Here is a 12,452-nt window from a genome sequence, read left to right on the forward strand (position 1 = left end):
GGGAGCGGGTTTACCCGCGAAGGCGTCGGACCTGGCGATAGAGGTTGTCGCTGCCGACGCATTCGCGGGTGAACCCGCTCCCACAGGGACCGTGTCGGCTGAACATGGTTTGAGAACATGACAGCATGCCCACCAAAGAACATCACCCCAGCGACCTGATCCGCGCCCGCGACCTCGAGGGCGTGGACGTATGGGCGCTGCCCAGCTTCGACCCGGAACCCGAGCCTGAGCCCGAACCGGAGCCGGAGCCCGAGGTAGTCGAGGAAGAGGTCGAGGAAGTGCCGCTGGAAGAAGTCCAGCCACTGACCCTGGAAGAACTCGAGGCCATCCGCCAGGAAGCCTACAACGAAGGCTTTGCCACCGGTGAGCGCGAGGGCTTCCATAGCACCCAGCTCAAGGTCCGCCAGGAAGCCGAAGAGGCCCTGAAGACCAAGCTGGAAAGCCTCGACCGGCTGATGACCAACCTGATGGAGCCGATCGCCGAGCAGGACACGCAGATCGAGAAAGCCCTGGTCCACCTGGTGGCTCACATGACCCGCCAGGTGATCGGTCGCGAACTGCGGGGCGATTCCAGCCAGATCACCCAGGTACTGCGCGAAGCGCTCAAGCTGCTGCCCATGGGCGCGGACAATATCCGCATCCATCTCAACCCGCAGGATTTCGAGCTGGCCAAGGCCCTGCGCGAGCGCCATGAGGAAAGCTGGCGGCTGCTAGAAGACAGCGCGCTGCTGCCGGGCGGCTGCCGTATCGAGACCGCGCACAGCCGCATCGACGCGACCATGGAAACCCGCATCGAGAAAGCCGTGGCGCAACTGTTCGATCAGTTGCACGACCATTCGCTGCACCCGGCAGCGCCGGACATGTCGGTAGACCTGGACAGCCTGCCAGAGCGTGCCATGGGTAGCCCGGATGCATCTTGAACGCACCAGCTTCGGCAAACGCCTGGGCAGTTACGCCGAGGCCATCGAACTGCCGGCCCAGCCCATCGTTGAAGGCCGCCTGCTGCGCATGGTCGGCCTCACCCTGGAAGCCGAAGGCCTGCGCGCTGCAGTCGGCAGCCGCTGCCTGGTAATCAACGACGACAGCTACCACCCGGTGCAGGTGGAGGCCGAAGTCATGGGCTTTGCCGGGCCCAAGGTATTCCTCATGCCGGTCGGCAGCATTGTCGGCATCGCCCCCGGCGCGCGGGTGGTGCCGCTGGATGACAGCGGCCGCCTGCCCATGGGCATGAGCATGCTCGGCAGGGTGCTCGACGGCGCCGGTCGCGCGCTGGATGGCAAGGGCGGGATGAAGGCCGAGGACTGGGTGCCGATGGATGGCCCGGTGATCAACCCGTTGAACCGCGACCCCATCAGCAAGCCGCTGGACGTGGGAATTCGCAGCATCAATGGCCTGCTCACGGTCGGTCGCGGCCAGCGCCTGGGCCTGTTCGCCGGTACCGGTGTGGGCAAGTCGGTGTTGCTGGGCATGATGACCCGCTTCACCGAAGCCGAAATCATCGTCGTCGGCCTGATCGGCGAGCGGGGTCGCGAGGTCAAGGAATTCATCGAGCATATCCTGGGTGAGGAAGGCCTCAAGCGCTCGGTGGTGGTCGCTTCGCCCGCCGACGATGCGCCGCTGATGCGTCTGCGCGCCGCCATGTACTGCACACGTATTGCCGAGTACTTCCGCGACAAGGGCAAGAACGTGCTGTTGCTGATGGACTCGCTGACCCGTTTCGCCCAGGCCCAGCGTGAAATCGCCCTGGCCATCGGCGAGCCGCCGGCCACCCGGGGTTACCCGCCGTCGGTGTTCGCCAAGCTGCCCAAGCTGGTGGAGCGGGCCGGCAACGGCGAGCCAGGTGGTGGTTCGATCACCGCGTTCTATACCGTGTTGTCCGAGGGCGACGACCAGCAGGACCCGATTGCCGACGCGGCGCGCGGTGTGCTCGATGGCCACTTCGTGCTGTCGCGGCGGCTGGCCGAGGAAGGTCATTACCCGGCCATCGACATCGAAGCCTCGATCAGCCGGGTCATGCCCCAGGTGGTCGATGCCGACCATTTGCGCCAGGCGCAAAAGTTCAAGCAGTTGTGGTCGCGCCTGTCGCAGAGCCGCGACCTGATCAGCGTGGGTGCCTACGTGGCGGGTGGCGACCCGGAAACCGACCTGGCCATCGCCCTGCAATCGAAGCTGGTGGAGTTTTTGCGCCAGGGCCTGCGCGAGAGCGTGGGCATGGCGCAAAGCCGCGAACAGTTGGGGGCTATCTTTGCGCCCCCGGCGGGCGGTTGATAGGCCATGGCGCTGCCCGGACGTGCCGCGCGCCTGGCGCCGGTGGTGGACATGGCCGAAGAGGCCGAGCGCCAGGCGGCCCAGCGCCTTGGGCAGTTCCAGCAGCAGGTGGCCACGGCCCAGGCCAAACTGGCCGAGCTCGAGCGGTTTCGCGAGGATTACCAGCTGCAGTGGATCAATCGTGGCGGGCAGGGGGTGAACGGTAGCTGGCTGGTCAATTACCAGCGCTTCCTCGGGCAGCTGGAAACGGCCATGACCCAGCAGCGCCAGAGCCTGGTCTGGCACCAGAACAACCTCAACAATGCCCGAGGCACCTGGCAGCAGGCCTATGCCCGAGTGGAAGGCCTGCGCAAGCTGGTGCAGCGCTATCTGGAGGAAGCCCGGCGGGCCGAAGACAAGCGCGAGCAGCGCCTGCTCGACGAGCTGTCACAACGCCTGCCGCGGCAGAACCACCTATAGCCTGTACTGGCCTCTTCGCGGGTAAACCTGCTCCCACAGGCACGGCGCAGGATTCGAATTTGTGGAGATCCTGTGGGAGCGGGTTCACCCGCGAAGAGACCGGGACAGGCAGCCCACATGCTTGCCACCCCCGCCATCGCCTGCTAAACCTTTAAGGAGTTGCATCCGCCATCATCGAAGGAATCGCTAGCATGGCAGTCGAGACGGATTTTTCGCAGGACGGGAAAAAGCTGACAATAAAGATCAAGGGGCGCTTCGATTTCGGCAAGCACCAGGAATTTCGCGACGCCTACGAACGCCAGCCCAGCCGGCCAGATTCGGTGGTCGTCGACCTGAAGGACACTACCTACCTCGACAGTTCCGCGCTCGGCATGCTGCTGTTGCTACGTGACCATGCGGGCGGCGATGAATCGGATGTGCGTGTGGTGCATGCCAGCTCCGACGTGCGCAAGATCCTCGCCATCTCCAATTTCGAAAAACTCTTCGATATCAGTTGAGCGCCGACATGCCGGCCGAACAGGCGTTGACCGTGCTGGTGGCTGAAGACGGTGCCGCCGACCGCCTGCTCCTGGCGCAGATCGTGCGCCGTCAAGGTCATCAGGTACTTACCGCGGAAAACGGCGAGCAGGCGGTGGCGTTGTTCGTCGAGCGTCGCCCGCAACTGGTGCTGCTGGATGCGCTGATGCCGGTGATGGACGGCTTCGAGGCGGCGCGGCAGATCAAGGCCCTGGCCGGCGAAGCGCTGGTGCCGATCATTTTCCTGACTTCATTGAACGAGGAGGAAGGCCTGGTGCGCTGCCTGGAGGCAGGGGGCGACGACTTCATGGCCAAGCCCTACAGTGCGGTGATTCTCGGCGCCAAGATCCGCGCCATGGACCGCCTGCGCCGGCTGCAGGCCACCGTGATGGAGCAGCGTGACCAGATTGCCCGGCACCACCACCACCTGCTCAACGAGCAGCGGGTTGCCAAGGCGGTGTTCGACAAGGTGGCCCACTCCGGCTGCCTTGCCGCGCCCAACATCCGCTACCTGCAATCGCCGTATGCGCTGTTCAATGGTGACCTGATGCTGGCCGCGTTCACTCCGTCCGGCGACATGCGAGTGCTTCTCGGCGATTTTACCGGCCACGGCCTGCCAGCGGCGGTAGGGGCGATGCCGCTGGCTGAAGTGTTCTACGGCATGACTGCCAAGGGCTACGGCATGGCGCAGGTCCTGCGCGAGATGAACGCCAAGCTCAAGCGCATCCTGCCGGTGGACATGTTCTGTTGTGCGCTGCTGCTCAACCTGAGCATGCAGCGCGGTTCGGTGGAGGTGTGGAATGGTGGCATGCCTGATGGCTATCGCCTGGCAGTAGATGGCCAGGTGCTGTCGGCGCTGGGTTCGCGGCACCTGCCGCTGGGCATCCTGAACGCCGAGCGTTTCGATGACAGTACCGAAGTGTTGCCGCTGGCGCCGGGTGAACGCCTGCTGCTGCTGTCGGACGGCGTGCTCGACACGGCCGACGACCAGGAGCGCCTGTTCGGTGTGCAGCGCCTGCACAGGGTGCTGGCCGACAACCGTGACCCGGCGCGGCTGTTCGACGAAGTGATGCAGGCTCTGGAGCGCTTTGGCGGGCGCCCGCGCGATGACATCAGTCTGTGCGACATTCGTATGTTCAGTGCCGAGGAGCGGGTACCGGCGCCGATGATCTACTCTGATAGCGGTCGTTCCAGCCCGCTGGACTGGTCGCTGGGGTTCGAGGTGCGTGGCGAGAGCCTCAAGCGCTTCAACCCGGTGCCGTATCTGGTGCAGTTGTTGCAAGAGATTCATGGCCTGCGTGCGCGCACCGGCAACCTGCACAGTGTGCTCAGCGAGCTGTATTCAAACGCGCTGGAGCATGGCGTGCTGGGCCTGGATTCGCAGCTCAAGCGCGATGGCCAAGGCTTTGCAGACTATTATCAGGAACGCGCCCGGCGCCTCGGGGTGCTGACCGACGGTTACGTGCGCATCGATTTCAAGGTTGAACCGCATGCCGACGGCGGGCGTCTGATGATCGAGGTCCGTGACAGTGGTGCCGGGTTCGATGTGCAGCGCGTGCTGTCGCGGCCCACGCTGGAGCAGGGGCTGAGTGGGCGTGGCCTGAATTTGGTAAGGCGGCTGGCCAGCAGCGCTTGCTGGAGTGAGGGTGGGCGTTGCGCGCATGTGGAGTTCGTCTGGTGAGCCACGGGTTGGCTCGGGCATAATCTGGCTTGATCAAGGAGTGAACAAGTGACTGACATGCATATTGACCATAAGGTACTCAGCGACCTGCGTGAGGTCATGGAAGATGGCTACCTGCAGTTGGTGCAAACCTTTCTTGACGACTCCGAGCGGCGCCTGGGCCAGCTGCATGCGGCCAAAAGTGCCGAAGAGCTCGGTTCTGCGGCCCACAGTTTCAAGGGCAGCAGCAGCAACATGGGCGCGGTTGCACTGGCCAGCCTGTGCCAGCAACTGGAGGAGCGCGCGCGGCGGCCTCCGCTGTATGGCATCGAGGACCTGATCAACCGCATCGACCTGGAGTTCGTCGAAGTGCAGCGCTTCTACCGAGGTGAGCAGCAACGCATTTCGGCGGGTTGATATACGACTTGGCGCGAGTCTTGCCTGTCTCTGGCTGGATGATTTTTTTGTTTCTGGCGCGGAGACCGCTCGATGCCTGTCGCACCCAACCCATTGTTGCAAGGCAACGCCATTGCCAATACCTCGCGTTCGGCCACCGCACAGGCCGACAAGCCGCTGCAGGCGCTGGGCGACAAGGGCGACGGCTTCGGCCAGGTGATGGCCAGGCAGGGCCGCGACAAGGCCGCAGGGCAGGACGACAAGGTCGCCCAGGCCAAGCCCAAGGACAAGCCCGAGGCGGCGCAGGGCGGCAAGAAAGGCGCTGCCGACAAACCCGCGGTTGCCGATGACGGCAAACAATTGCCAGCCGACGACCAGGCCCAGACTGACACCGGCTTGCGCGATGCCAGCCTGGTGGCCGGCCAGGTAACCGACGCCCAGCCTGGCGCTCAGCTGATCCAGGCGCAGGCCGAGGCGGTGGCGCCGGTGTTGCAGGCCGCCGCGGCGCAGGTCACCGCCGAGCTGCCCGAGGAGCCGGCCGCCGAGGAAGCCTTCGATCCCGACGCCGATCCTCTGGCCAACCTGCCGACCTTGCGCCTGGCGCTGGAGCAAAGCGCCCAGGCCAAGGGAGCGACCTCGGCGCATGCCCTGGATCCTTCGCAGGCTCAGGGCGAGGAGGGGCAGGCCGCCGTCAATACCTTGGCGAATCTGGTCGAGAATGCCGAGGGTGAAGCGGGCGAGCCCGGCGACAAGGCCTTTGCTGCCTTGCTCGAAGATGGCCTGAAGGACACCAAGAGCGCTGGCAGCGATACACGCGTAGACGATTTCGCCAACCGCCTGGCCAACCTGACCCAGGCCGCCACGGCCAAGACCGCCAATGCCGTGCCGGCCAGTGCCAGCCCATTGCACCAACCGCTGCCGATGAACCAGAACGCCTGGGCCGAGGGCCTGGTCAACCGGGTCATGTACCTGTCCAGCCAGAACCTCAAGTCGGCGGATATCCAGCTGGAACCGGCTGAACTGGGCCGCCTGGACATTCGCGTCAATGTTGCGACGGACCAGTCGACCCAGGTCACCTTCATCAGCGGCCACGCCGGCGTGCGTGACGCCCTCGACAGCCAGGTGCACCGCCTGCGCGAGCTGTTCGCCCAGCAGGGGCTGGCACAGCCGGATGTCAACGTGGCCGACCAGTCGCGCGGGCAGCAGCAACAGCAGCAGGGTCAGGCGCAGGGCAGCAACCTGTCCGGGGTGGCGGCGCGCCGGGCCGAGCAGGGCGGGGCCGAGGCAGTCGATAGCGCCCGGCCTGTGGAGCAGCAGGTGGTTGTTGGTGACAGTGCGGTCGATTATTACGCGTAGATCCCGATTGCCTGTACTGGCCTCTTCGCGGGTAAACCCGCTCCCACAAGTACAGCGCAGGGTTCGAAGCCTGTGGAGGTCCTGTGGGAGCGGGTTCACCCGCGAAGAAGCCAGCACGGTTGTCCCTTCTGCAAAATCTGGCATAACACTTGCTCAAGCCAAGCCATCCTCCCTTGAACCCCCGATGGACGACGGATTATTGGCATGGCGAAGAGCGAAGCAGTCAAAGACCCCGCCACTAAAGGCAAACTCAAGCTGATCCTGCTGGCAGTAGTGGGCCTGTTGCTGGCGATCGGCCTTTCGGTGGGCGCTACCTGGTTCATCATGCACAAGAGCGAGCCAGCCCCGGTCGCCGACCCTGCAGCCAGCAACGTCAAGCCAGCGGCTATCTACGAAGCATTGGCCCCGGCCTTCGTGGTCAACTTCAACCAGAACGGTCGCCAGCGCTACATGCAGGTGAGCATCACCCTGCAAGCGCGCAACCAGGCTGATCTGGACGCCCTCAAGGTGCACATGCCGGTAATCCGCAACAACCTGGTGATGATGTTCTCCGGGCAAGGCTTCGACACCCTGGCCGGTAGCCCGGTGGGACAGGAAATGCTGCGCCAGAAGGCCACCGCAGTGGTCCAGGAAGTGGCGCAGAAGGAAGTCGGCAAGCCGGTCGTCGACCAGTTGCTGTTCACCAATTTCGTATTGCAGTAGGAGTCCGCAATGGCCGTACAGGACCTGCTGTCCCAGGATGAAATCGATGCCCTGTTGCATGGCGTCGACGACGGGCTGGTGCAGACCGAGAGTGCATCCGAGCCTGGCAGCATCAAAAGCTACGACCTGACCAGTCAGGACCGTATCGTGCGGGGTCGCATGCCGACCCTGGAAATGATCAACGAGCGCTTCGCCCGTTACACCCGTATCAGCATGTTCAACCTGCTGCGCCGCTCCGCCGACGTGGCGGTGGGTGGCGTGCAGGTGATGAAGTTCGGCGAATACGTGCACTCGCTGTACGTGCCGACCAGCCTCAACCTGGTCAAGATCAAGCCGCTGCGCGGTACCTCGCTGTTCATCCTCGACGCCAAGCTGGTGTTCAAGCTGGTGGACAACTTCTTCGGCGGCGACGGCCGCCACGCCAAGATCGAAGGCCGCGAGTTCACCCCCACCGAGTTGCGCGTGGTGCGCATGGTGCTGGACCAGTGCTTCGTCGACCTCAAGGAAGCCTGGCAGGCAATCATGCCGGTCACCTTCGAGTACATGAACTCCGAGGTAAACCCGGCCATGGCCAACATTGTCGGCCCCAGCGAGGCGGTGGTGGTGTCCACCTTCCACATCGAGCTGGACGGCGGTGGTGGCGACCTGCACGTGACCATGCCGTACTCGATGATCGAGCCGGTGCGGGAAATGCTCGACGCCGGTTTCCAGTCCGACCTGGACGACCAGGACGAACGCTGGGTCAAGGCCCTGCGCGAGGATGTGCTGGACGTGGCCGTGCCGCTGACCGCCACCGTAGCCCGGCGCCAGCTGAAGCTGCGCGACATCCTGCATATGCAGCCTGGCGACGTGATCCCGGTGGAGCTGCCCGAGCACCTGGTGCTGCGCGCGAACGGCGTGCCGTCGTTCAAGGCGCGCCTGGGTTCGCACAAGGGCAACCTGGCGCTGCAGATCATCGACCCGATCGAACGCCGCTGACGGCGTGCCGGTCGCACATAACGAATTGAATGCCTGTCGAGGAAACCATGGCTAACGAAAACGAGATCACCTCCGCAGAGGACCAGGCACTGGCCGATGAATGGGCTGCGGCACTGGAAGAAACCGGTGCAGCCGGCCAGGCCGATATCGATGCACTGCTGGGTGGTGACACCGGTAGCAGCAACGGCGGCGCGGGCCGCCTGCCGATGGAGGAGTTCGCCAGCTCGCCGAAGCCGAACGAAAACGTCAGCCTCGAAGGCCCTAACCTGGATGTGATCCTGGATATCCCGGTGAACATTTCCATGGAAGTGGGCAGCACCGAGATCAACATCCGCAACCTGCTGCAGCTCAACCAGGGCTCGGTGATCGAGCTCGACCGCCTGGCCGGCGAACCGCTCGACGTGCTGGTCAACGGCACGCTGATCGCCCATGGCGAGGTGGTGGTGGTCAACGAGAAGTTCGGCATCCGCCTGACCGACGTGATCAGCCCCAGCGAACGTATCAAGAAGCTGCGCTGAGTGAAGGGCACGATGCGCGCCATCGCGGCGCTCGCCGCGCTGCTCGCCAGCCAGGCTTGCCTGGCCGCGGCCACGCCGGCGGCAACCCCGGCAACCGCGCCTGGCAGCCTCGGTGGGCAGCTGGCGCAGATGGTCTTCGGCCTGCTGCTGGTGGTCGGCCTGATCTTCTTCCTGGCCTGGTTGCTGCGGCGCATGCAAAGCACGGCGGTAAAGGGCGGGCAGGTGATCGAGATCGTCGGCAGCCGGGCCATCGGCCCGCGTGATCGGCTGCTGCTGGTGCAAGTGGGCAAGGAGCAGATCCTGATTGGCCATGCCCCTGGCAGCATCGAGGCCCTGCATGTGCTGGCCGAACCCGTGGAAGTGCCGGAAAACGCCCGCCAGGCGACGCCGGAGTTTGCCCAGCGGCTGATGGAGCTGATGGGCAAGGACCCTAAGGACAAGAAGTGATGAGTGGCGCGCTGCGTGTGTTGTTGACTCTGGCGCTGCTGCTGGCTGCGCCGCTGGCCCTGGGTGCCGACCCGCTGTCGATCCCGGCCATTACCCTGTCCAATACCGCGGACGGGCAGCAGGAGTATTCGGTCAGCCTGCAGATCCTGCTGATCATGACGGCGCTCAGCTTCATCCCGGCGTTCGTCATTCTGATGACCAGCTTCACCCGCATCATCATCGTGTTCTCGATCCTGCGTCAGGCCCTGGGCCTGCAGCAGACGCCGTCGAACCAGCTGCTGACCGGCATGGCGCTGTTCCTGACCATGTTCATCATGGCGCCGGTGTTCGACCGGGTGAACCAGGACGCCCTGCAGCCGTACCTGAAGGAGCAGATGACCGCCCAGCAGGCCATCGACAAGGCCCAAGGGCCGCTCAAGGACTTCATGCTGGCACAAACCCGGCAAAGCGACCTCGACCTGTTCATGCGCCTGTCCAAGCGTACCGACATCGCCGGCCCGGACCAGGTGCCGCTGACGATCCTGGTGCCGGCGTTCGTGACATCCGAGCTGAAGACCGCGTTCCAGATCGGTTTCATGATCTTCATCCCGTTCCTGATCATCGACATGGTAGTGGCCAGCGTGCTGATGGCCATGGGTATGATGATGCTGTCGCCGCTGATCATCTCGCTGCCGTTCAAGATCATGCTGTTCGTGCTGGTCGATGGCTGGGCGCTGATCATGGGTACCCTGGCCAGCAGTTTCGGCGGCGTCTGACGCCGTCAAGGAGAGCCGCCGATGACACCTGAAGTCGCTGTCGACCTGTTCCGTGATGCCTTGTGGCTGACCACCCTGATGGTCGCCATACTGGTGGTGCCCAGCCTGCTGGTGGGCCTGGTGGTGGCCATGTTCCAGGCCGCCACCCAGATCAACGAACAGACCTTGAGTTTCCTGCCGCGCCTGCTTGTGATGCTGGTCACGCTGATCATCGCCGGGCCGTGGCTGGTGCAGAAGTTCATGGAGTACTTCACCAGTCTCTATACCAACATTCCTCAGCTGATCGGTTGACGCGCCGATGCTGGAGCTGACCGACACGCAGATCGGCACCTGGGTCGCGACCTTCATCCTGCCGTTGTTCCGGGTGACGGCGGTGCTGATGACCATGCCGATCTTCGGCACCCGTATGCTGCCGGCGCGGGTGCGCCTGTACGTGGCGGTGGCCATCACGGTGGTGATCGTCCCGGCCCTGCCACCCTTGCCCGAGTTCGACCCGTTGAGCCTGCGCGGCCTGCTGCTGTGTGCCGAGCAGGTCATCGTCGGGGCGTTGTTCGGGTTGTCGTTGCAGTTGCTGTTCCAGGCTTTCGTGATCGCAGGCCAGATCGTCGCGGTGCAGATGGGCATGGCCTTCGCATCGATGGTCGACCCGGCCAACGGCGTCAACGTCGCGGTGATCAGCCAGTTCATGACCATGCTGGTGAGTGTGCTGTTCCTGCTGATGAACGGCCATCTGGTGGCGTTCGAGGTACTGACCGAAAGCTTCACCACCTTGCCGGTAGGCAACGCGCTGGTGGTCAATCAGTTCTGGGAACTGGCGGGGCGCCTGGGTTGGGTGTTCGGTGCCGGCCTGCTGCTGATCCTGCCGGCTATCGCCGCGCTGCTGGTGGTGAACATCGCTTTTGGCGTAATGACGCGTGCCGCGCCGCAGTTGAACATTTTCTCCATCGGTTTTCCGCTGACCCTGGTCATGGGTATGTTCATTTTCTGGGTCGGCCTGGCCGACATACTTTCCCATTACCAGGCATTGGCCAGCGAAGCGCTGCAATGGCTGCGTGATCTGGCAAGGGCGCGCTGAGCATGGCGGAAAGCGAAAGCGGTCAGGACAAGACAGAAGAACCCACCGACAAGCGCAAGCGCGATGCCCGCGAGAAAGGCGAGATCGCGCGTTCCAAAGAGCTGAACACGGTGGCGGTGACCTTGGCCGGTGCCGGTGGCCTGCTGGCGTTCGGCGGCCACCTGGCCGAGACGCTGCTGGCGATCATGCGCATGAACTTCAGCCTGACCCGCGACTTCATCGTCGATGAGCGCGCCATGGGTGCCTTCCTGCTGGCCTCGGGCAAGATGGCCATCTGGGCGGTGCAGCCGATCTTGATCCTGTTGTTCGTGATTTCCTTCGTCGCGCCGATAGTCCTGGGCGGTTTCCTGTTTTCCGGCAGCCTGCTGCAGCCGAAATTCAGCCGCATGAATCCCTTGTCGGGGATCAAGCGCATGTTCTCGATGAACGCCTTGACCGAGCTATTGAAGGCGCTCGCCAAGTTTTTCGTGATCCTGGTCGTGGCGGTGGTGGTGCTGGTCAACGACCGCCAGGCGCTGCTTGCGATCGCCAATGAGCCGTTGGAGCAGGCGATCATCCATAGCCTGCAGGTGGTGGGCTGGAGCGCATTGTGGATGTCGGCCGGGCTGCTGTTGATTGCGGCGGCGGACGTGCCGTTCCAGCTGTGGCAGACGCACAACAAACTGAAGATGACCAAGCAGGAAATCAAGGACGAGTACAAGGACAGCGAAGGCAAGCCCGAGGTCAAGCAGCGTATCCGCCAGCTTCAGCGTGAGGCTTCGCAGCGGCGCATGATGGCGGCTGTCCCGGAAGCCGACGTGATCATTACCAACCCGACGCATTATGCGGTGGCCTTGCAATACGACCCTGAGAAAGGCGGGGCGGCGCCGTTGCTGCTGGCCAAGGGGACGGATTTCATTGCTTTGAAGATTCGCGAGATCGGCGTGGAGCACAAGGTCCAGATCCTCGAATCGCCGGCGTTGGCGCGGGCGATCTACTACTCCACCGAACTCGAGCAGGAAATCCCTGCCGGGCTTTACCTGGCAGTGGCGCAGGTGCTGGCCTATGTGTTCCAGATCCGCCAGTACCGGGCTGGCAAGGGCAAGCGGCCAGAGCCGCTGAAGGACGACCTGCCGATTCCGCCGGACCTGCGCCGCGACAGTTGACTTTGTGTAAGGGCTTCTGGCCCTTTCGCGGGTAAACCCGCACACAGGTCCTCTGCTGCGGTCCCTGTGGGAGCGGGTTCACCCGCGAAGAGGCCGGAACAGGCAACATAAATCACCCATCGAGCAAAGTTGGAAAGCTTCTTGCAAAGCCAGCGCCAGGCGCCCCCTGTGCGTCAA

At 63.9% G+C, this 12,452-nt stretch carries 15 protein-coding genes; all 15 read left to right on the plus strand.

Annotation, left to right across the window (positions count from 1 at the left end; genetic code table 11):
• Positions 1 to 125 precede the first annotated feature (125 nt).
• The 15 genes from fliH (at position 126) to flhB (ending at position 12,275) form a co-directional block, all read left to right on the plus strand.
• The gene (gene fliH, locus RR51_RS04020; protein ID WP_039612693.1) at positions 126 to 920 is read left to right on the plus strand and encodes a flagellar assembly protein FliH; all 795 of its coding nucleotides are present in this window, start codon (positions 126 to 128) and stop codon (positions 918 to 920) included.
• Positions 910 to 2,268 carry a flagellar protein export ATPase FliI gene (gene fliI / locus RR51_RS04025; protein ID WP_015271217.1) on the plus strand — a complete coding sequence of 453 codons (1,359 nt, stop codon included), beginning with the start codon at positions 910 to 912 and terminating at the stop codon, positions 2,266 to 2,268. Before fliH ends, fliI begins: the two co-directional genes overlap by 11 nt.
• Positions 2,269 to 2,274: 6 nt before the next feature.
• Positions 2,275 to 2,727 (plus strand): flagellar export protein FliJ, encoded by a 453-nt coding sequence (gene fliJ / locus RR51_RS04030; protein WP_039612694.1) that lies wholly within the window; start codon positions 2,275 to 2,277, stop codon positions 2,725 to 2,727.
• A gap of 191 nt (positions 2,728 to 2,918) precedes the next feature.
• Positions 2,919 to 3,224 carry an STAS domain-containing protein gene (locus RR51_RS04035; protein ID WP_013973600.1) on the plus strand — a complete coding sequence of 102 codons (306 nt, stop codon included), beginning with the start codon at positions 2,919 to 2,921 and terminating at the stop codon, positions 3,222 to 3,224.
• Between the two features lie 8 nt (positions 3,225 to 3,232).
• Complete coding sequence (locus tag RR51_RS04040; RefSeq protein ID WP_039612695.1) at positions 3,233 to 4,924, plus strand: fused response regulator/phosphatase; 1,692 nt, start codon at positions 3,233 to 3,235, stop codon at positions 4,922 to 4,924.
• Between the two features lie 48 nt (positions 4,925 to 4,972).
• Positions 4,973 to 5,320 (plus strand): Hpt domain-containing protein, encoded by a 348-nt coding sequence (locus RR51_RS04045; protein WP_025340080.1) that lies wholly within the window; start codon positions 4,973 to 4,975, stop codon positions 5,318 to 5,320.
• A gap of 72 nt (positions 5,321 to 5,392) precedes the next feature.
• A complete protein-coding gene (locus tag RR51_RS04050) occupies positions 5,393 to 6,655 on the plus strand; it encodes a flagellar hook-length control protein FliK (RefSeq protein ID WP_039612696.1) in 1,263 nt (420 codons plus the stop codon).
• Between the two features lie 204 nt (positions 6,656 to 6,859).
• Positions 6,860 to 7,357 (plus strand): flagellar basal body-associated protein FliL, encoded by a 498-nt coding sequence (fliL, locus tag RR51_RS04055; protein ID WP_039612697.1) that lies wholly within the window; start codon positions 6,860 to 6,862, stop codon positions 7,355 to 7,357.
• Positions 7,358 to 7,366: 9 nt separating this feature from the next.
• Positions 7,367 to 8,335, plus strand: coding sequence for a flagellar motor switch protein FliM (gene fliM / locus RR51_RS04060; RefSeq protein ID WP_013973595.1), 969 nt, complete (start codon positions 7,367 to 7,369; stop codon positions 8,333 to 8,335).
• A gap of 47 nt (positions 8,336 to 8,382) precedes the next feature.
• Positions 8,383 to 8,853 (plus strand): flagellar motor switch protein FliN, encoded by a 471-nt coding sequence (gene fliN / locus RR51_RS04065; protein ID WP_039612726.1) that lies wholly within the window; start codon positions 8,383 to 8,385, stop codon positions 8,851 to 8,853.
• Between the two features lie 12 nt (positions 8,854 to 8,865).
• On the plus strand, positions 8,866 to 9,300 hold the full coding sequence (gene fliO / locus RR51_RS04070; RefSeq protein WP_039612727.1) for a flagellar biosynthetic protein FliO: 435 nt from the start codon (positions 8,866 to 8,868) through the stop codon (positions 9,298 to 9,300).
• The gene (fliP, locus tag RR51_RS04075) at positions 9,300 to 10,055 is read left to right on the plus strand and encodes a flagellar type III secretion system pore protein FliP (protein ID WP_003257293.1); all 756 of its coding nucleotides are present in this window, start codon (positions 9,300 to 9,302) and stop codon (positions 10,053 to 10,055) included. The genes fliO and fliP overlap by 1 nt, the downstream gene beginning before the upstream one ends.
• Positions 10,056 to 10,076: 21 nt before the next feature.
• Complete coding sequence (gene fliQ / locus RR51_RS04080; protein WP_003257294.1) at positions 10,077 to 10,346, plus strand: flagellar biosynthesis protein FliQ; 270 nt, start codon at positions 10,077 to 10,079, stop codon at positions 10,344 to 10,346.
• 7 nt (positions 10,347 to 10,353) lie between these two features.
• On the plus strand, positions 10,354 to 11,130 hold the full coding sequence (gene fliR, locus RR51_RS04085; protein WP_015271209.1) for a flagellar biosynthetic protein FliR: 777 nt from the start codon (positions 10,354 to 10,356) through the stop codon (positions 11,128 to 11,130).
• 2 nt (positions 11,131 to 11,132) lie between these two features.
• The gene (flhB, locus tag RR51_RS04090; protein WP_015271208.1) at positions 11,133 to 12,275 is read left to right on the plus strand and encodes a flagellar biosynthesis protein FlhB; all 1,143 of its coding nucleotides are present in this window, start codon (positions 11,133 to 11,135) and stop codon (positions 12,273 to 12,275) included.
• The last annotated feature ends 177 nt before the right edge of the window (positions 12,276 to 12,452 follow it).

The organism is Pseudomonas sp. C5pp (assembly GCF_000814065.1).
In the GTDB taxonomy this organism is placed as follows: Bacteria; Pseudomonadota; Gammaproteobacteria; order Pseudomonadales; family Pseudomonadaceae; genus Aquipseudomonas; species Aquipseudomonas asiatica.